Here is an 18540-nt window from a genome sequence, read left to right as displayed (position 1 = left end):
AGCAGGAGGCCGGCGGTCTTTCCATCGTCAGCCGGTGGCGAGCTCGCGCAGGGCTGTGACCGCATCCTCGATGAGTTCCTGCTGCGGGTGGCCCGGATCGCTGATCGCGTGGATGAAGCGGATCGGTTCGGGCGCTGTCAGCCGGATGATGGCCACCCCGGGAGGCAGGGGTTCGACACCGAGCCGCGGGAGAATCGTCAGACCCAAGCCCCGACTGACCATGTGCAGGGCAGTGGCGAAGCTGTGAGCCTCGTGCTTGAAGTGCACCGCCACCCCTGCACGTGCGCAGGCGTCGAAGAGGATCGTCCGGCACGGACCGTCGCCGGTGTCGTTGTCGATCCAAGGATGATTCTCCAGCTCGTCGAGGCTGACCTCCGGACGCGAAGCCAGGGGGTGATCGTCGGGCAATGCGACCACATACGGATCCTCGGTGAGGAAGTGGCTCTCCACTTGCGATGGGAACGCGGGATCCTCGGAATCTGAAATCACGACCTGGACATCGGAGTGGAATTCGTTCCAGGGGCCCTCTGCCAGGTTGAGCTGCACGGCGACATCGGGATGGCGGTTCTCGAGGTAGGAGACGAGTTCGGGCATCCACTGGGTGCCGGCCGTGCCGAAGTACCCGATCGACAGGCGTCCGATCCGATTTTCATGCAGGTCCGAGATGCGCTGGCCCAATCGCCCCGAGCTCTCGAGCACGGAGTCGACGTCGGACATGATCGCCGAACCGGTGTCGGTCAGGCACAGGCCGCGTCCCTGTCGCTGAAACAGAGTCAGACCGGTCTCCTGTTCGAGAATTTTGAGGTGATGGCTGACCGCAGACGGAGAGAGACTGAGATGCTGTGCGGCGGACCGGACGGACCCGGTGAGTGCGACCGATTTGAACGACTTCAGGTGGGCAACGTTGTACACAGTCGAACCGTACGCACATCACGGACAGTTGTGCAATAGTGTGCGCTTTTCTTTCACGATCATGCGACGAATAATCGTTCCTATGAACAGATCAGCCCTCAGTCCTCGAGTCGCGAGTCCGAATCCTCACCAGATGACAGCGCCCCGCGTCCTGCCCTGGATCGCTGCCCTGCTCACCATGACGTTCTGGGCGTCATCATTCGTCGTCATCCGCGATGCCGGCGAATTCTTCTCACCTGGTCCGATGGCGCTGCTGCGCGGCGCGTCCGCGGCTGTGGTGCTCTCCGCGTGGATGCTCTTCCGCCGCCCCCGATTCCCCTCCGGCATGGTCGTCTGGCTGATTCTCGTCCTGTGGGGAGTCGCCTGGTTCTCTGCCTACGTCGTCGTCCTCAACGCTGCGGAACGGTCGATCGATGCCGGAACCGCCTCGATGATCGTCAATATCGCACCGCTGATCATCGCCGTCTTCGCCGGCCTCGTCTTCGGAGAAGGGCTGCCGAAGCGCCTGCTCATCGGCATCATCGTCTCTCTGCTCGGAATCGGGCTGATCACGGCAGCCAGCTTCACCGGCTTCTTCACCGTCGGCGGTCTCGTCCTCAGTCTCGTCGCCGCAGTGCTCTACGCCGCCTGCGTGCTGCTGCAGAAGCACTTCCTGTCCGGAGAGGACTCGGTGACCGTGACCTGGATGGGAATCCTCATCGGCGCACTCGTCAGTCTCGTCTTCGCCCCTGGCCTCATTGATGAGGTGGCCACGGCACCCATCGAGATGACGCTGCAGATCATCTACCTGGGAGTCGTACCGACCGCTATCGCCTTCAACCTCTGGGGATATGCGCTGAAATCTCTGCCGGCAGGTCTGCTCAGCTCTTCGAGTCTCCTCGTCCCCGCGATAGTCGTCGTGATGGCCTGGATCGTTCTCGGAGAGGTCCCGCCTCCGCTGGCCGCGGTCGGTGGCGTGCTGTGCCTGGCCGGAGCGGCTGCCGCGATCGGGCCGCAGATCATCGGAGCTCTGCGACCGTCGCCGGATCAGCCCTCGGCCTTGCCCTGACGCCAGTAGCCCATGAACGCGATCTGCTTGCGGTCGACCCCGACTTCCTGCACAAGGTAGCGGCGCAGTCGCTTGACCGGTCCGGCCTCTCCGGCGATCCACGCATAGAAGGGGCGGTCGTCCTTGTCCGTCGCACTCGAACTGCCCTGAGCCGCCTCGGTGAGGGCCGCGGGAACGTCCCAGAGGATCTCTTCGTCGATGTTGACATCGTCGAGTTCCCGGACCTGACCATCCGGCCCGCCGGCCGCCCCCGCCGCTCCGGCCCCGACGGGGATCTGGGTTTCTGACCGAACTGCCTCGCGGACGGCAGGTTCGAGCAGCTGACCGAAATCGGCCTCCCCGCGTGGCAGCCATTCGATCTCGAAGCCGGTGGGAGCGGTGATATCGATGATGTCCTCGGCGCTCGGGACCTCGAGAACGGCCTTGCCCTGTGCCTGGCTGTCCTTGAGTGAATCGAGGATCGAGGCGATGGCGGGCACGGCGGTCTCGTCGCCGGCGAGCAGGATCTGGTGGGCATCCCCGGGGGCGAACTCGATCCCGGCGCACGGAGTCTCCGAGGCGCGGGAGGGGCCGATGATATGGAGGCGGTGGCCCACCTCGGCGGCCTCGGCCCACTCGGCTGCCGGGCCCGAGTGGCCGTGCTCATCGGTGTGGAGGACCATGTCGATGACGAGTCTGCGCTTGGCATCGTCCCATTCGCGCACGGTGTAGGTGCGCATCGCGCCGCGCTCCTCGGGGCTGACCTGCAGCCAGGCCTGGTACCAGGACACTCCAGCGGCTTCCTGCTCGGTGAGGAATGCCGGCAGATCGAACTGCGGCGAGGCGGCACGCTGAGGAGGGATGACGAGTTTGATCCGCAGATCACGAGGGTGGGTGTTCGGGCCGAATTCCTCGAGTCCCGCACCCCCGAAAGTCACCCGACGGAAGGACGGGCTGAGGTCTTCGACGGCGAGGACCTCTGCTTCGAAGGCACCGATGGGGGCTCGTGACACTGATTCTCCTTCGCATCCCCAGGACCATGTGGCCGTGAGGGCGTCCCCGCGGGGACGCGTTGTTTTCGTGTGTGCAGCTGTCGTGGATATGTCAACATCCGCAACGCTACTCTACTCTAATTTAGTAAGGCTAGCCTTTCCAAATAGTGCTACGGTGGTCCCGGCGTCACTACAGGCGCACCAGTTCCGTCCCTGCGGGGACGCCCACCGAAAGGCTCTCGATGCGTCGTCGTCAGCTCCTTGCCCTGTCCGTTCTCGCCCCGTTCGCCCTCGTCGGCTGCCGCGGCGAAGCCGATGGCGATGCGGGTGACGGCGCTTCCGGCGCTGCGGGCAGCGTCCCGAACTTCACGTATTCGCCCGAAGGCTATGACGGGCTGACGATCGAACTCGACCGTCCGGCGAAGCGCATCGCCGCGGACTTCTATTCGGCAGCCGGACTCGCGCAGTACGGAATCACGCCGGTCGCGGTCTTCGGGTTCGGACAGAACGAGTCCCCGGGCAAGTCCTTCGACTCGGAAGGAGTCGAGGTCGTCGGCACCGATATGGAACTCGATATCGAGGCCCTCGCGGTTGCCGAGCCGGACATCCTCGTCGCCTACGGCAATGAGGCCGGCGACGGGTGGACCTGGTGGGACGAGAAGGTGAAAGGTCAGGTCAGCGAGCTCGTGCCGTTCGTCCCGGTCAAACTCGGCGGGCAGGGTCCCGACGCGATGTTCGCCCAGTACGCGGCCATCGCCGAGGCGCTGGGCAAGGACACAGACACCGGCGCCATCGCGGACAAGCGGAAGGCCTTCGACGACGCTCGGGCACGCATCCGCAGCGTGGCGAAGAAGCAGGACCAGCTGACTGTGCTGCTGGCGAACTTCACCGCGGAGATCAACTACACCTCGAACTCCTTGGGCATCGCCGAGATGCTCAACGAGGACGGGCTCACCCTCGTCGGCCCCGATGCCACGGGAGAGAGCAGTTGGGCAGAAGTCTCCTGGGAGAAGATGTCGGACTACCCGGCCGACGTCGTCCTCGTCCACGACGCCTCGACCGACTACGAAGACAACCCGGTGTACAAGAGCCTGCCCGCAGTCAAGGAGGACCAGCTCGGCACCTGGGACGACAAACGCGCCTACACCTATGACGGCTACGCGAAATGGCTGAACGAACTCGGCGACGTCCTCGAATCCGCGAAGAAGATCGTCAAGAGCTGAGGCCCGCACCCCGCCGGGCTACGATCGGTGCATGACCGACCTGCCTGACGAACTCAGCACCGACGAGATCATCCGATCCCTCGCATCGGGTGCCCCGACCACATGGCTCCGCTCCACCCCCACCGAGGCGGCCCTGCCCGACCTCGGCGACGTGATGGATTTCGCGGCGGCCCGGTTCGACCGCTTCGCCCCCTGGTTCGCAGAGACCTTCCCGGAGACGGCGACCGTTCCAGCCGAGCTCGCATCGGCGTTTCCAGACGTCAGCGGCGGAATGATCGAATCGGCTCTGGTTCCGGCGCCTGCGGCGCAGCACCGCCTCGACGGTCTGTTCGGATCCGAGCTGGGCGGACGGCTGTGGCTCAAACGCGACGACTCCCTGCCGGTGAGCGGGTCGATCAAGGCCCGCGGCGGCTTCCATGAGGTGCTCGAATTCGCCGAGGCGGTCGCCGCCGATCACGGACTCGACGCTCTTGATCCCGCCACCTATTCGACTCTTGAGTTTCGTGAGATCGCCGCGAACCACCGCATCGTCGTGGGCTCGACGGGCAACCTCGGGCTGTCGATCGGGATTCTGAGCGCTCGCCTCGGCTTCGCCGCCTCGGTGCACATGTCCGCCGACGCCCGGGAATGGAAGAAGACGAAGCTGCGCGACCACGGGGTCGACGTCATCGAACACGCCGGTGACTTCGTCGAAGCCGTCGAGGCCGGCCGTGCCTCGGCCGAGGCCGCCGAAAACACGCACTTCGTCGACGACGAGGACTCGAAGAGCCTCTTCGCCGGATATTCGGTGGCTGCCCTGCGGCTGGAGCGCCAGTTCGCGGCCGCAGGTGTGACCATCGACGAACAGAATCCGCTCACCGTCTACCTGCCGTGCGGAATCGGAGGCGGCCCCGGGGGAGTGACCTTCGGGCTCAAACGGGTCTTCGGCACGGCAGTGCGCTGCGTCTTCGTCGAACCGAGCCAGGCACCGGCGATGTTCCTCGGCGTGCGCTCCGATCGGCACAGCGGCATCTCCGTTCAGGACATCGGGCTGTCCGGAGCCACCGCGGCCGACGGGCTGGCGGTCGCCCGACCCTCACGCTTCATCGGACCGATGATCGGGCCGCTCATCTCCGGCTTCGCCGCGGTCCCCGACGAGGTCATCCGCGCGGGAGTCGGGGTGCTCCATGAGGCCGAAGGCATCGATGTCGAACCCTCCGCTACCGCCGGGCTGACCATTCCGTGGCGGATGGGCGACGCGGCGGCTCGGTCCGCGACCGGCGTCCACCTCGTGTGGCTCACCGGTGGGGCGATGGTCCCCGGCGACGAACGCGCCGCCTACGTTGACGAAGGACTGGGACTCGTCGAACGGATCAGCAGCCCCGCCTCGGCGATCTTCGTCGACTGAACGGCGTGCCCCGAGCGGGTCACGCGGCCTCGGTCACCAGTCCCATGGGTCGTCGTTGACGGTGATGACGATCTTGCCGTCGACGATCTCGGCCGTGCCGTTGAGGTCGAAGGTCACGGTGTCATCGAAGGGTTCGGACTCGTCGAACATGTCATAGCTGCCGGTCACGAGCGCCTCACCGGAGGTGTCGGAGGAGATCAGCCACGCCGGACCGCCGTTCGGACCGGTCGCGTCCTCGGGGTTCGAATACTGGTCGGCACCCATGGAGTCATCGGCGACGGTCACCGTCGGATACGACGAGATCGACCAGGTGAGGCCGGTGGCGTCATAGCTATCGGCCAGCGAGGATCCGAACGGGCACCCGTCGGGCTGGGCGACCGTCTTCTTCGCGCAGCTGTCGATGAGGGTCTTGACCTGCTTGTCGACCTCGCTGCGGAACGCGTCCGAGGGATGGGCGGCGAGCAGCGGCGTGTCCTCACCCTCCATGTTCGCGTCATCGCCGAGGAACGCCCGCACCTCGACTGCGTCTGCGGTGATGAGATCGGACTTCTCGGCCAGGTCGATCGTGTAGAGACCGGGGAAGGCCGGCAGGGACAGTGTCGACCCGTCGCTGTCGACGTCGATCCCATTGACCTTGACCTTTTTGAGGCCGGGAGTGTCGACGGTGAGAGTGAGCAGGTCGGGACTCTTGAGCGCCCAGTCGTCGAAGAACAGCGCCTTCTTTCCGGCTTTGTGCAGGGTCAGCGTGCTGTCGCCCTTGGAGCCGCCGACGTCGTAGGTGACCGCGACCGTCGCCGTGTCTCCGGAGATCTCGGCATCCTCGACGGTGACATCGTCGGGCCGTGCCTTGGAGCCGACGAGGACATCGTTGGTCAGCAGGGACCGTGACTCCTGCGGAACGTCGACGTCGGCGACCTCGAGGGCACCCTCGGCGTCACCGTCGGAGAGCTCCGAGAAGTATTTCTCCACCGTCGCTTCGGGACCGAACATGTGCCCGTTGAGCTGGGTGACGACGATGAGTGCGGCCACAAGGAGGAGGACGGCACCACCGGCGACGACCGATACGAGCGTCGTCTTCTTCTTGTCGAAGGGCTTGGCCGGGCCCGCGTACGGCTGCGGCGCATACATTCCCTGCGGAGCCGAGTTTGACTGCTGCCCGGCTGAGCCCTGCGGCGTCGAATAGGCCGGCTGGTCGGCGACACCCTGCGGGTAGGCATAAGGCTGCTGGTCGGACGGGGTCGGATGCTGCTGCGGACCGACCGGACCAGAGAACTGCTGCGGACCCTGCTGGAGATGTGGCGGCTGGCCCTGCGAGTCGAACGCATTCGGCGATGCGGGCGGGCCCTGATGGCCGACAGGTCCCTGCGGTCCGAACCCGCCAGGGTCGTGCGGTCCGACTTCGCCGGGGCCGGGAGCAACCGGCGGTGGCGTCGGGGCGGCGGCTCGAGCCAGATCGGGATGGATGAACGCGAACTGCGGTTCGCTCATGCCCAGGTATGGTCCCCAGTGCGGGTGCACGGTCCGTCCGGCGGCGATCCGCGCCACGGCCGGGAAGGTGAGGGCGAGTCGCGGGCCGAGGGTGCGCGAAAGCACCTCGATGATCCCGCCCCAGAGGGCGAAGATGAGGAACGTCCAGGCGAGGGGGCCGATCCCCGCACGGGCCGCACCGGAACCGCCGAAGAACATGGCCGCCTCGGCGGATCCGGACATCGACAGGTTCGCGGGGATGGCCAACAGCGACAGCAGACCCCAGACGAGGCAGAACGCCACAGGCAGCTTCCACGCGCTCGACCACTGCTGCTTGTCCTGCTCGATCACGGTCCAGGCCGGACGCCGGGTGACGGTGGCGACGATCGTTGCGATCAGCACGGTGGCCACGACGACGAGCAGGCCCAGCCACAGCAGCCCGGGAGCGTCGCGGCTGAACATGGTGAGGCTCTCGGAGAAGGTGTCCGAGTACAAGCCCAAGTCGCCTTGGGCGGTGGCGCTGATTCCGCCGAGGTGGGTCAGCGACGTGAGGATGAGGCCCATGTTGACGAACGTCAGCGGCACCAGCTGACCCGGCATCTCGACTGACAGCGGCAGGACGAAGAGCGCGACGATCGAGAACACGGCCACGGTGAGGGCGAGGTGGATCCAGGTCACCAGCAGAGGCGGAACAGCCCAGCGCAGGAACGGTGCACCGATCGCCTCGGTGCCCTTGAAATGTCCGGCGACACGACCGGCGATGCTCGTGATGAGGATGACGAGCATCGGCAGGAAGAACGATCGGACGGTGACCGCCGAGAAGGTGAAGGTGAACGATCCTTCCTCTTCGAAGGCGGAGGCGCGGGCGGCGAAGATGACCTGGAGGAGGAAGAGCACGAGCGTCATCGCCAGGGTCGCGACCCCGATGCGGATCCACGTGGACACTCGGTTGGGTGCGGGGGAGCGGCGTTCGCTCAATTTCGTCATCCACCACAGCAGACCCACGGTGACGATGGTGACCACCAGGGGTGCGCCGGTGGTGAAGATGCCCAGTTGGGCGTTGAAGGTGTCAGGGGCGTTGATGTCCAAGCGCAACGCCGCCGAACCGAACAGCGACAGAGCCATGAGGATGAACGGCAGGGCGTAGTTGAGGCTGTCGAGGTTGAGGCCGGTCTCCTCGGTCAGCGCGTCGAATTCCGACATCGACGTGAGGATGACGGTGAGGATGATGGAGACGATGATGCCGCCGAGGAGGGCGATCCCCGGCGGGATCAGGGCCGTTTTCCACGTCGCTCCCTTAGCCAGCGCCGAGGCGAATTTCGACTTCGGGGCATTCGCCGGGTAGCCCGGTGGTGCGGGGTAGGGCACAGGACCGGACTGGTAGGTGCCCTGCTGGTGAGGGACCTGCTGGTAGGGCACCTGCTGATAGGGCGTCTGCTGGTAGGGGGCTTGTTGGTAGGGGTCGACTGTCTGCTCGGTGGTGGGCGTGCCGTCTTCCGGCGGCGCCCAGCGAGCGGTCTCCTCGGTGGCCTCATCGTCCTGAGCTGCAGGATCATCCGAGGTCTCGGCGGCGTCCGGAACCTCGTCTTCGGGACTCTCCTGGTCCTCGGCGGTCTGATCCTTCGGATCCTCGGCGGCGGTCGGTTTCGTCTCGTCGGATTCGTCGTGCATACCCAGTCCTCAAGTGCCGTTGCCCGACAGCTCCGCAATGTCATTCAAATCGAAACAATCAACTGAGCAGATCAAGCATGTGTAGTTCACAACTTATATTAGGCTGTTAATGCAAGAGAAGTTCTATATTGGGACTTTTTCTGAAATACGGCGTGATCGATCTGGAGTGACGGATGAGTACGAACCCTCCCGGGCGCGGGGATGAGAACGAATGGGACGTCAACGACCGGTCGGGAAGCCAATGGTCCTCGCAGCCCGGATCCCAGCCGGGCAATGGATGGGGCACACCTCCGCCGCCTTCTCAGTCACCTCAGCCGCAGCGTCCCTATATCCAGACCCCGCACTCGCAGAGCGGCCCGCCTCATCGCAACGGTCAGCCTCCTCGCCAGCAGCCCTACGGCTACGGTCCGGGACCGTATCAGCAGGCCGGACCGCCGGCGCAGAAGAAGCGCGGCGGGATGATCGCGCTCCTCGTCATCGTCGGCATCGTCCTCGCAGGGGGCATCGGATGGGGCGCGGCGACGTTCTTCTCGAAGGACTCCGAGGACCCCGCCAATGTCGCCTCCACCGATGAGCCGACGAACGCCGCCAGCGATGACGGTTCGGCTGCGGCCAGCAATTCACCCGAGCCCACCGAGACCGAATCGGCGCTTCCCGACGACCCGAAGAAGGCACTCAAACAGCTCGCCGACTCCGACGGACAGACAGCGAAGAGCGAACTCAACGGCAAATGGGTGCCGCAGCTGAGTTCGAAGAAGGTCGGCCTCGAAGCCGAGGGGAAGACCTGGGACGAAGAAGCGATCCTCGAAGAATTCGAAGGGCTGCGCGAAGAGTTCCCCCGCGTGAAGCTCATCTGGTCGGGCGACTTCGGCAGCTTCAAGGAAGACAATTTCTGGGTCACCGTCGTCGGCATCGGCTACGACGACCCCGAGGACGCCCTGTCGTGGTGCTCATCGCACGGACTCGGCCCCGACAGCTGCTACGCCAAACAGCTCAACACCTCCGGCGGTCACGAAGGAACGACCCGCCTGCAGGACTGAGACTCCCGAGCCGGTCCGTCCGGTCACACCCGCAACCGGCGGCTGAATGATGGGCCGCCGGACCGGCTCAGACGTGGGCGCGCCGCCGGTTGTTCATCGCGAACACGGCAATGCCGATGACGAGCCAGACCGCCCCGATGACCAGGGCCAGCGGGTTTGCGCTGACGAGCACTGCGATGAGCAGACCGGCGCCGATGACCGGAATGACGCTGTGGTTGAACCAGTTGGGAGTCTCGCTGCCCTGCTTCTTCACGAGGAAGTATCCGACCACCGAGGCTTGAAGGAAGATGAACGCCGTCAGCGCCCCGACGTTGACGATCGAGGTCAGCTGGTCGAGACCATCGGCACGGGTCGCCGCCCACCCGGCCACGATCACATTGCCGCCGGCGGCCACGAGGATTCCCTTCCACGGAACACCGGTCTTCGGGGCCACCTCGGCGAGGAATTTCGGCACCTGACGGGATCGTCCCATGTCCATGAGGATGCGGGAGCCTGCGGCCTGACCGATCATCGCGGAGAACGCCGCGCCCACGGCCTTGGCCAAGGCGAGCAGCCAGTGCAGCCACGGGCCGAGAGTCGAGTCGACGGCGTCGTAGTAGGCGGCTCCCTCGAGCGCGGGATCGGCCTGCAGGTCCGCCGGAGTCAACGGTGAGAGCAGACTGCCCACCCAGGTCTGCGCGACGAAGAAGACACCTGCGAGCACGAGGCAGATCAGCGTGGCACGGCCGACGATCCGCGGCCCGCCCTTGGCCTCCTCGGAGAATGTCGCGAGCGAATCGAAGCCGAGATACGACAGGACAGCCACGGACACGGCAGCGAGCACCGCTGTCACGGAGAACGCATCGACCCCGGTCAGCGGGGTCAACCATCCCCGCGTCGGCCCATGCTGGACGAGGTAGGCGATGCCGAGGACGAGGACCAGGGCGAGGACGGCCACCTCGGCGAGGACGACCCCGGTGATCACGCGGGAGGCGACCTTGACCCCGGCGAGATTGAGCCCGGTGGTGAGGATGACGGCCACGGCCACGAACACCCAGACGGGCAGCGCGGGGAAGATCGAGTTCAGAGCGATCCCGGTGAACAGATAGGCGACCGAGGGGATGAAGAGATAGTCGAGGAGGATCATCCAGCCGGCGACGAAACCGGCCGGTTTTCCGATTCCCGCCGAGGCGTAGGCGAACACCGTGCCCGCGCGGGGAACCTCCCGTGACATGCGCATATAGCTGACCGCGGTGAAGGCCATGACGATCGTCGCGACGATGTAGACGAGTGCCACGGCCCCGCCCGAGCGGGCATCGAGGGTGCCGAATACGCCGACTGCGGCCGCGGGACCGATGAAGACGAGTCCGAAGAAGACGAGCTCGCTCAGGCCGATCGTCCGTTTGAGCGTCCCACCTCTCACCGAGGCGGCCGTGTCCTCGGGTGCGGAAGTCCGAGTTTCGTTGTCGACCTGGTTGGACCGATCATCGGCGGTCATATCGTCCATCATGGTGCCCGTCTTTCGGAGTATGTGCTTCAACTCTACGCGCAGGTCATGGCGCGGTTTCGAGTCCCCGATAGGATCGGGGGAGAGGAAGGAGGCCCGGATGACGCATCACCCGCAGATGATCCAGCCCGGTGGGTTCCCGCCGGGAGGTGTGCCTGCGAAGAAACCGTCCGTGGTGCCGGGAATCCTCCTCATCATCGCCGGAGTCCTCGGTCTCGGGGTGGGACTGTGCATCCTCGTCATCCCGATGTTCCTGTTCCTCCTCGGAGGCGGCGGCAACGTCGACGCCTTCGACGATTTCGCCTCCGGCTTCTTCATCACCGGTTTCGTTGTGGCCGTGGTTTCCGTTCTGGTGCTGATCGCCGGGATCGTCCTCACCACCGTCGTCGCGCGGAAGCGGCGTCGAATGCGACCGCAGGTCCGGATGGTCAGGCCTCCTGGTGGGCCGCCGTTTCAGCAGACTCCCGGAGGACCTCCAACGCCGAGGCGATGATCGGCTGAGCGCCCGAACCGCGGCGGATGCCCGAGAGGATCTTCCGGGACGGCACCGGATCACCGCGCAGCGGCACGCGCACCACATCGAAGCCGTCCGGCAGGCGTGCCAGGCGAGGAATGAGCGCGACCCCGAGTCCCGCCGAGACCAACGACGCACCCGTCTCCCACTCCCGAGACTGATGGGCCTGTTCCGGTTGGAAACCGGCAGCCGCACACGCCGTGCGCACCAGACGGTGATACGGCGAACCCGCCCGGTCGAGGATCCAGGACTCCTCGGCGGCCTCGCTCAACGCCACAGCTGACTTCTCTGCCAGGCGGTGTCCGACGGGAACCAGCAGATCGAGGCGATCGCTGAACAGTGCCGACTGCTCGAAGCGGGGATCGCTGCGCGGTGGCAGCGGGTCGGTGGCCACGACCACGGCGACGTCGGCATGGTCGGAGATGAGAAGGTCGAAGCACTCCTCGGGGTCGGCTTCGATGATCGTGACCTCGGCGCCCGGGAATCGCTCCATCACCGTCAGGGCTGTCGGTGGAAGCAGGGCGGCCGCGGCAGTGGAGAAGCCGCACAGGCGCAGCCGTCTGGTGCGCGTATCTCGGCTGGTGCCGAGGCCGTCGAGCTCGCCTCGGATCTCCTCCCACCTGGTGAAGAGCTCCTGAGAGCGTTCGAGGAGCAGCTGACCGGCGCGGGTGAGGACGAGTCCGCGACCGCGCGGTTCGACGATGCGCACGCCGAGATCTTTCGACAGGCCTCTGAGCTGGTGGGATACGGCCGAAGGGGTGTATCCGAGGCGGTGTGCCGCCTCGGTGAGAGTGCCGACTTCGGCAAGGACCCGAAGGACGTGGAGACGCGGATCGATCATGCAATAGTATTGCACGTTTCGGATGAAGAAGATTCGCTTTTCTTCAGCAAACCTCTGGCGGACACTGGGGGCAGGAGCACGAACTCCACGGTCGCGGTCGGCGAAGGGGCCGACAGCAGGCGCGGCCGAGACACGACGAGGTGGTGGACGAATTGACTCTGGCGCCAGAGCAGAAGCGGACCGATTCCAGCACGAGCGGACCCGCTGGGTCGGGTGCGGCTGTCGGATCGGGCGGGCACGGCAGGACCGATATCGACCGGCTCATCGACGAACGTGTGCCCGGCTATTCGCTGGCGGCGCCGTTCTACATCAGCCCGGAGTTCTTCTCCCGCGATATCGAGGCGATCTTCGCCTCGACCTGGATCTTCGTTGCCTCTGCTGCCGAAGTGCCCGAGTCCGGTGACTATCTCACGGTCGACATCGGCGCCTACTCCGTCATCGTCATCCGCGATGACGACGGTGAGATCCGTGCCCACCACAATGTGTGCCGTCACCGGGGGACTCGGCTGCTGGGTGACCTGTCCGGATCGGTCGGCAACATCGTGTGCGGTTACCACCAATGGACCTACACCCCTGCCGGAGAGCTCATCTCTGCAGGCGTTCAAGCTCCCGGCTTCGACCGGAGCTGCTTCTCTCTGCGCTCGGTGAACCTCCGCGTCATCGGCGGGCTCATCTTCATCTGCCTCAGCCCCACCCCGCCCGATGACATCGACGAGGTGGCCGAGGTCATCGAGCCCTACCTGACCGGGCATGACATCGCCGGGACGAAGGTAGCTGCGCAGAGTGACCTCATAGAGGACTCGAACTGGAAGCTCGTCATGGAGAACAACCGCGAGTGCTACCACTGCGAAGCTGGCCACCCGGAGCTGACGTGCACGTTCTTCCCCACCTACGGCTACGAACCAGACGAGATTCCGAAGCGATTGCAGCCGGCGTACCAGCGGTACCTCGACGCCGAGGATCAGCTTCATGCCGACTGCGACCGCAACGGCCTGCCGTATGCCCTCGTCGAGGAGCTGAGCGGACGGCCCACCGGATTCCGGATCGAACGGGCAGCTCTCGACGGAAAGGGCGAGTCGTACACGATGGACGGATCGGCCGCCTCGGCGAAATTATTGGGCGACCTCGACACCTTCGTTCTGGGCCGGGCCTCGCTGCACGTGCAGCCGAATATGTGGTTCCACGCGATGGGCGACCACGTGGTGACGTTCAGCCTGCTGCCGTTGGCCGAGGACAAGACGCTGGTGCGCACGACCTGGCTCGTCCACGCCGATGCGGAGGAGGGCGTCGACTACGACCTCGACAACCTCACGACGGTGTGGCTCAAGACGAACGAACAGGACGCGACCTTCTGCGAACGCGGGCACCTGGGAATCTCGTCGCCGGCGTACGTGCCGGGCCCCTACGCACCCACCGAATCGCAGGTCGACGACTTCGTCACCTGGTACATCGAACGGCTCAAGGCCCATAGAGAACAGCGAACCGTGCAGTTGGAAGGAGCTGAGCGACGATGAGGTACCGCCATTCGACATTCGCCCAGGCTGCATCCGCGCCCGTGGGCAAGGCGACGTTCCGAGTGCCCACTCGGGGCAGTCGACCCGCAACCGCGGCCGCTGCCCCGCCGGTCTTCGATACGGCAGTCGAGCCCGCGCTCGCCGCGTCGGTCGACCGGGTGCCGGCAGAATCAGCTGGCCCCGTGCTCGCCGAACTTCAGCTCGATCCCGAACTGCTCACCGGCCCCGTCGAGGTCACCGGCATCACCCAGGTGACCCACGATGTCAAGACCTTCGAGCTGCGGGCGGGATGGATGACCGCGGTCGATTTCGCCCCGGGTCAGTACGTGACGATGCGCATCCCCGAGCTCGGCCTCGAGCGCTGCTACTCGATCTCCTCGGCGCCCTTCGGCACGAACATCTTCACCATCACGGTCAAGCGCGTGGCCGGGGGAGCGGTATCGACCCATCTGCATGACAATGTGCGGGTCGGCGATCGGCTGCACGTGGACGGACCCTACGGGCTGTTCAGCACGAGCTTCCATCAGGCCGAACGTCACCTCTTCCTCTCCGCCGGCTCCGGAATCACCCCGATCATGTCGATGGTGCGCAGCCTGCTGGCCCGACAGGGAGGGTTCGGCACCGACATCGTCTTCGTCCACAGCGCCTCGACTCCGCTCGACATCATCTTCCGCGCCGAGCTCGAACAGCTCGCCGAGGTCGCCGGAGTCAGCGTCACCATCCTGTGCTCCAGGGATTCCGAGGTGGAGACGTGGGCCGGTCGGCGGGGTCGGATCGATGCGTCCACCCTCGCCGAGGTGGTCCCCGACGCGGCCGACCGCGAAGCCTTCGTGTGCGGGCCGGGTCCGTACATGGACGCGGTGCGGCCCCTGCTCGCCGAGGCGGGGGTGGCATCGGCGCGGATGCATGAGGAGTCGTTCGTCTTCGCCACTTCACCTGCCGATCGTTTGGCCAAGGCCGGTGCGAGAGCCAAAGCTGCCGGAGTCGGCGTCGTCGGCGGTACTGGAGTGAGCCACGTCGTCGAGTTCGCGGTCTCCGGGCGCGTGGTCGACTGCGATGAGTCCACGACCGTCCTAGACTCTGCTCTGGACGCCGGATTGTCCGTGCCCTCATCCTGCTCGGAAGGCGCGTGCGGAACCTGCAAGTCTGTGCTCATCAGCGGCGAAGTCGAGATGAAGCATGCGGGCGGAATCCGTCCGAAGGAGATCGCCGCAGGAAAGTTCCTGCCCTGCTGCTCGACTCCGCTGACCGACATCGTCGTCGACAGGTGAGCTGCCTGCTCAGTGCTTGAGCTTCGTCTCCTTCAGCCCGTAGGTGCCCAGCACATAGGGTTCGAAGCCGACGACATCCCGGCTCATTCCGTACAGTGCTCGCTGGTAGGCGATCGGTACGATCGGGGCCTCGTCGGCGACCTGCTGCTGGATCTGGGCGTAGAGCTCGTTCTGCTTCTCCGGATCCTCTTCGGCCACGGCCTCCTCCGCCCATTTCTCCACCTTGGGATTCGCGTAGCCGGAACGGATTCCCGAGTCGTCGGTGACGGCGAGGAAGTTGATCATCTGCGAAGTGTCAGAAACGTCGGAGGTCGCATAGCTGACCTGAACTTGGAAGTCGCCGTTCGTGCGGTTCGTCGTCAGAGTCGCATCGTCGAGCTTTTGGACGTGAACGGTCAGGCCGATGTCCTGCCACGCCTGCTGGGCGATCTGCGCCAGCAGCTCACGGTCGGCGACACCCGAGGGAATCTGGATGGTGATGTCGATTCCGTCTGGATGATCCGACTCCTTGACCAGCTGTTTGGCCTTCTCCATGTCGAACTGGCTGCTGTCAACCTTGTCCGCATGACCGGCGAGGCCCGGTGAGATGAACGAGGTCGCGGGCTCGGCATAACCTGCGTAGACCACCTCGACGATGGACTTGCGGTCGACCGCATACGACATGGCGCGGCGCAGCTTGGGATCGTCGAGTCCCTTCTCCTTGTTGTTGATGTTGAAGTAGAGGATCTTCGTCGAGGTGAACGCCTGGGCATTGATGTCCTGTGAGCGCGAGAGCTGACTCATGCTCAGCGGTGCAGGTTCCTGGTTGATATCGGCCTGACCTCCTTGCAGCTGCAGGCGACGAGTGTTGTCATCGGCGACGACGTTGAAGGTCACGGAATCCAGTGAGGGGACGCCGTCCTCCCAGTAGTCCGGATTCTTCACCAGTTCCAGGCTCTGTCCTTTATTCCAATTGCCGACCTCGAACGGCCCGGTGCCGTCTGCGTGCGCTGCCATGTACTCGGCGTCGTGTCCGCCGAAGTCGTCAGGGTAGATCGATGCGGCGAACAGCGCCATATAGCTGGGCAGGGGACCCCACGGCTGCTTCAGGTCAATGCGCACCGTGTGGTCATCGACTTTCTTCACGTCTTTGATCGGGTCGAATTCGGCTGCCCAGAGATTGTTCTCATCCTCCTGGTCCCGCGCATAGTTCAGGGAGAAGACGACATCGTCGGCGTCGAGGGTCTTGCCGCTGTGGAATTTCACTCCCTCACGCAGGTGGAAGGTCCAGGACATCTTGTCCTTCGATTCCTCCCAATCGGTTGCCAGACCCGGTTCGACCCCGGACCCGTCGGGTTTGTTGAGCGTGAGAGTCTCGTAGACCTGCTGCAGCGTCCAGATGTCTTCATTCTGGGTCGTCGTGGGTGGCAGCAGAGTTGTGGCATCGGCGGCGCGAGCGAAGGCGAGGTCGCCCCCGGGCCGGGCGGTCTTCTCTCCTGATGAACTGCACCCTGCGAGGACCAGGAGGCAGGCGCAGAGCGCGGCAGTCACCGCTGCGAATCTCTTGGCCATCACCCTTCCCCTCTTCGGATCCGATCGAGGTAAGCGCTGTCGAAGGTGGGTATCGCCTTCAGCAGCGTCTTCGTATAGTCGTCGCGCGGGGACGTGAAGATCTCCTCGGTGGTGTTCTCTTCGACGAGACGTCCGTTGTGGATGACGTAGATCCGCTCGCACAGCTTCTTGACGACCGCCAGGTCATGGGAGATGAAGAGGATCGACAGGTCGAGTTCCTCGCGCAGTCGGGCGAAGAGTGCGACGATCTCAGCTTGAACACTGACGTCGAGGGCGGAGACGGCCTCATCGGCGACGATGATGCTGGGCTCGACGGCAAGCGCTCGGGCGATCGCCACCCTCTGCCTCTGCCCTCCCGACATAGCGGTCGGGGTGCGGTCGAGGAACTCCGCGGGAAGCCGCACCATCTCCATGAGCTCCGCACACCTGGCCCACAGGGCGGCACCGGAGGCGAGACGGTGATGGCGGATCACCTCGGCGAGGGTGGCCCGCACTGTATAACGGGGGTCGAGGGAGGCGAAGGGGTCCTGGAAGACCATCTGCACGATCCGCCACTGAGCGCTTGTGCGCTTCTGTGCGAACTCCCGACCGTCGACGCTGACCTTTCCGTCGAATTCGCGCTGGAGTCCGCAGATGACTCGGGACAGCGTCGACTTCCCCGAACCCGATTCGCCGACGAGTCCGACGATCTCGCCCGGGCGGACCTGCAGGTCGGCGGAATCGACCGCGGTGAAGGCGCGGTCACCACGTCCGAAGGTGACGGTGACGTTCTCGGCGCGCAGACCGCGAGCCGGTGCCGGCTGAGTCTCGGTCATCGTGTCTCCTCGGCAAGGCCCGCATCGTCAACGCCCTCATCGATTCGCGGAGTCGCTGTCAGCAGTCGACGCGTGTACTCCTCCTGGGGATCGTCGAAGACCTCCTGCAGCACACCGTGTTCGACGATCTGCCCGTCCTTCATCACACTGATCGACGAGCACAGCTGAGCGACGACCGCGAGGTCATGGGTGACATAGAGCAGACCGAGGCCCTCGTCCTGCTGCATGGTGCGGAAGAGATCGAGCACCTGCGCCTGGATCGTCACGTCGAGCGCCGTCGTCGGTTCGTCGCAGAGCAGAACCTGCGGCTCCTGCGCCAACGCCGCCGCGATCATCACGCGCTGACGCATTCCACCCGAGAGCTGGAACGGGTAGTGCCTGGCTCTGCGGTCGGGATCGGTGATGCCGACACGGTCCATGAGCTCGACGGCGAGGTCCTGAGCCTGCTTCTTCGACAGTCCTCTGCGCTCGGCGATGGCATCGGTGATCTGACGGCCGACCTTCATCACCGGGTTGAGCGCGATGGCCGGTTCCTGGAACACCATCGAGATGCCGGTGCCGCGGATGCACTGGTCGAATCGTCCGCCCGGCCCGGAGCTGAGGATATTGCGACCGTCGAACCGGATCTCTCCGTCGACGACGGAGGCGCCGGGCGGGAGCATTCCAAGAATGCTGCGCAGCGTCATCGACTTGCCCGATCCCGATTCACCGACGAGACCCATCGGCTCACCGGCCTCGAGGCTGATCGACACGTTGTCGAGGATCCGACGCCGTCCGGCCTCTCCGTCGATGTCGACGGTGAGGGAGTCCACTTCGAGGATGGGCATGG

At 65.2% G+C, this 18540-nt stretch carries 15 protein-coding genes; 7 read left to right on the top strand and 8 right to left on the bottom strand.

All coding sequences use genetic code 11. The features are described 5' to 3' along the window. Window positions 1-27 precede the first annotated feature (27 nt). Entirely contained in the window at window positions 28-912 is an 885-nt protein-coding gene (locus ACOZ9V_RS18485) for a LysR family transcriptional regulator (protein WP_434592449.1), read from the bottom strand. Between the two features lie 133 nt (window positions 913-1045). Here ACOZ9V_RS18485 and ACOZ9V_RS18480 point away from each other — a divergent pair, with 133 nt between their 5' ends. Beyond that, window positions 1046-1960, top strand: coding sequence for a DMT family transporter (locus tag ACOZ9V_RS18480; protein WP_434592447.1), 915 nt, complete (start codon window positions 1046-1048; stop codon window positions 1958-1960). Here the strand turns inward: ACOZ9V_RS18480 and ACOZ9V_RS18475 are convergent. Continuing rightward, on the bottom strand, window positions 1939-2952 hold the full coding sequence (locus ACOZ9V_RS18475; RefSeq protein ID WP_434592445.1) for a siderophore-interacting protein: 1014 nt from the start codon (window positions 2950-2952) through the stop codon (window positions 1939-1941). The two genes, ACOZ9V_RS18480 and ACOZ9V_RS18475, sit on opposite strands and share 22 nt — an antisense overlap. 221 nt (window positions 2953-3173) lie before the next feature. On the opposite strand from ACOZ9V_RS18475, the gene ACOZ9V_RS18470 reads away from it, so the two are divergent. Together ACOZ9V_RS18470 and ACOZ9V_RS18465 are read left to right on the top strand one after the other, a co-directional pair. Then, window positions 3174-4154: an ABC transporter substrate-binding protein gene (locus tag ACOZ9V_RS18470; RefSeq protein ID WP_434592444.1), complete on the top strand. Its 981-nt coding sequence runs from the start codon at window positions 3174-3176 to the stop codon at window positions 4152-4154. 31 nt (window positions 4155-4185) lie between these two features. Then, on the top strand, window positions 4186-5541 hold the full coding sequence (locus tag ACOZ9V_RS18465) for a D-serine ammonia-lyase (RefSeq protein ID WP_434592442.1): 1356 nt from the start codon (window positions 4186-4188) through the stop codon (window positions 5539-5541). Window positions 5542-5574: 33 nt separating this feature from the next. Here the strand turns inward: ACOZ9V_RS18465 and ACOZ9V_RS18460 are convergent, their stop codons facing one another. After that, window positions 5575-8679, bottom strand: a complete 3105-nt coding sequence (locus tag ACOZ9V_RS18460; protein WP_434592441.1) for a hypothetical protein — start codon at window positions 8677-8679, stop codon at window positions 5575-5577. Window positions 8680-8852: 173 nt separating this feature from the next. On the opposite strand from ACOZ9V_RS18460, the gene ACOZ9V_RS18455 reads away from it, so the two are divergent. Then, window positions 8853-9719 carry a hypothetical protein gene (locus tag ACOZ9V_RS18455; RefSeq protein ID WP_434592439.1) on the top strand — a complete coding sequence of 289 codons (867 nt, stop codon included), beginning with the start codon at window positions 8853-8855 and terminating at the stop codon, window positions 9717-9719. A 67-nt stretch (window positions 9720-9786) separates the two neighbouring features. Here ACOZ9V_RS18455 and ACOZ9V_RS18450 read toward each other — a convergent pair whose 3' ends face one another. Then, on the bottom strand, window positions 9787-11208 hold the full coding sequence (locus ACOZ9V_RS18450) for an APC family permease (RefSeq protein ID WP_434592437.1): 1422 nt from the start codon (window positions 11206-11208) through the stop codon (window positions 9787-9789). Between the two features lie 97 nt (window positions 11209-11305). Here ACOZ9V_RS18450 and ACOZ9V_RS18445 point away from each other — a divergent pair, with 97 nt between their 5' ends. Continuing rightward, window positions 11306-11698 carry a hypothetical protein gene (locus ACOZ9V_RS18445; protein ID WP_139467532.1) on the top strand — a complete coding sequence of 131 codons (393 nt, stop codon included), beginning with the start codon at window positions 11306-11308 and terminating at the stop codon, window positions 11696-11698. Here the strand turns inward: ACOZ9V_RS18445 and ACOZ9V_RS18440 are convergent. Beyond that, complete coding sequence (locus ACOZ9V_RS18440; protein ID WP_139909412.1) at window positions 11634-12560, bottom strand: LysR family transcriptional regulator; 927 nt, start codon at window positions 12558-12560, stop codon at window positions 11634-11636. The genes ACOZ9V_RS18445 and ACOZ9V_RS18440 overlap by 65 nt on opposite strands. 143 nt (window positions 12561-12703) lie before the next feature. On the opposite strand from ACOZ9V_RS18440, the gene ACOZ9V_RS18435 reads away from it, so the two are divergent. Beyond that, window positions 12704-14074, top strand: coding sequence for an aromatic ring-hydroxylating oxygenase subunit alpha (locus ACOZ9V_RS18435; RefSeq protein ID WP_434592433.1), 1371 nt, complete (start codon window positions 12704-12706; stop codon window positions 14072-14074). Continuing rightward, window positions 14071-15345 (top strand): hybrid-cluster NAD(P)-dependent oxidoreductase, encoded by a 1275-nt coding sequence (locus tag ACOZ9V_RS18430; RefSeq protein ID WP_181271870.1) that lies wholly within the window; start codon window positions 14071-14073, stop codon window positions 15343-15345. The genes ACOZ9V_RS18435 and ACOZ9V_RS18430 overlap by 4 nt, the downstream gene beginning before the upstream one ends. 9 nt (window positions 15346-15354) lie before the next feature. On the opposite strand, the gene ACOZ9V_RS18425 is transcribed toward ACOZ9V_RS18430, so the two are convergent. From ACOZ9V_RS18425 to ACOZ9V_RS18415, 3 genes are read right to left on the bottom strand one after another with little or no spacing between them, the layout of a single operon-like run. Next, window positions 15355-16896 (bottom strand): ABC transporter substrate-binding protein, encoded by a 1542-nt coding sequence (locus tag ACOZ9V_RS18425; RefSeq protein WP_181271871.1) that lies wholly within the window; start codon window positions 16894-16896, stop codon window positions 15355-15357. Then, on the bottom strand, window positions 16896-17711 hold the full coding sequence (locus ACOZ9V_RS18420) for an ABC transporter ATP-binding protein (protein ID WP_181271872.1): 816 nt from the start codon (window positions 17709-17711) through the stop codon (window positions 16896-16898). The genes ACOZ9V_RS18425 and ACOZ9V_RS18420 overlap by 1 nt, the downstream gene beginning before the upstream one ends. Further along, window positions 17708-18538, bottom strand: coding sequence for an ABC transporter ATP-binding protein (locus tag ACOZ9V_RS18415; RefSeq protein ID WP_181271873.1), 831 nt, complete (start codon window positions 18536-18538; stop codon window positions 17708-17710). Before ACOZ9V_RS18415 ends, ACOZ9V_RS18420 begins: the two co-directional genes overlap by 4 nt. Between the last annotated feature and the right edge of the window lie 2 nt (window positions 18539-18540).

This window comes from Brevibacterium sp. 1718 (assembly GCF_051131255.1).
GTDB lineage: Bacteria > Actinomycetota > Actinomycetes > Actinomycetales > Brevibacteriaceae > Brevibacterium > Brevibacterium sediminis.
This window is presented reverse-complemented; position numbering and strand designations above follow the sequence as displayed.

Coding starts and splice junctions, on each gene's coding strand:
- ACOZ9V_RS18470 (WP_434592444.1), top strand. CDS start 3,174: ATGCGTCGTCGTCAGCTCCTTGCCCTGTCCGTTCTCGCCCCGTTCGCC.
- ACOZ9V_RS18425 (WP_181271871.1), bottom strand. CDS start 16,896: ATGGCCAAGAGATTCGCAGCGGTGACTGCCGCGCTCTGCGCCTGCCTC.
- ACOZ9V_RS18445 (WP_139467532.1), top strand. CDS start 11,306: ATGACGCATCACCCGCAGATGATCCAGCCCGGTGGGTTCCCGCCGGGA.
- ACOZ9V_RS18450 (WP_434592437.1), bottom strand. CDS start 11,208: ATGATGGACGATATGACCGCCGATGATCGGTCCAACCAGGTCGACAAC.
- ACOZ9V_RS18430 (WP_181271870.1), top strand. CDS start 14,071: ATGAGGTACCGCCATTCGACATTCGCCCAGGCTGCATCCGCGCCCGTG.
- ACOZ9V_RS18460 (WP_434592441.1), bottom strand. CDS start 8,679: ATGCACGACGAATCCGACGAGACGAAACCGACCGCCGCCGAGGATCCG.
- ACOZ9V_RS18420 (WP_181271872.1), bottom strand. CDS start 17,711: ATGACCGAGACTCAGCCGGCACCGGCTCGCGGTCTGCGCGCCGAGAAC.
- ACOZ9V_RS18465 (WP_434592442.1), top strand. CDS start 4,186: ATGACCGACCTGCCTGACGAACTCAGCACCGACGAGATCATCCGATCC.
- ACOZ9V_RS18455 (WP_434592439.1), top strand. CDS start 8,853: ATGAGTACGAACCCTCCCGGGCGCGGGGATGAGAACGAATGGGACGTC.
- ACOZ9V_RS18480 (WP_434592447.1), top strand. CDS start 1,046: ATGACAGCGCCCCGCGTCCTGCCCTGGATCGCTGCCCTGCTCACCATG.
- ACOZ9V_RS18415 (WP_181271873.1), bottom strand. CDS start 18,538: ATGCCCATCCTCGAAGTGGACTCCCTCACCGTCGACATCGACGGAGAG.
- ACOZ9V_RS18440 (WP_139909412.1), bottom strand. CDS start 12,560: ATGATCGATCCGCGTCTCCACGTCCTTCGGGTCCTTGCCGAAGTCGGC.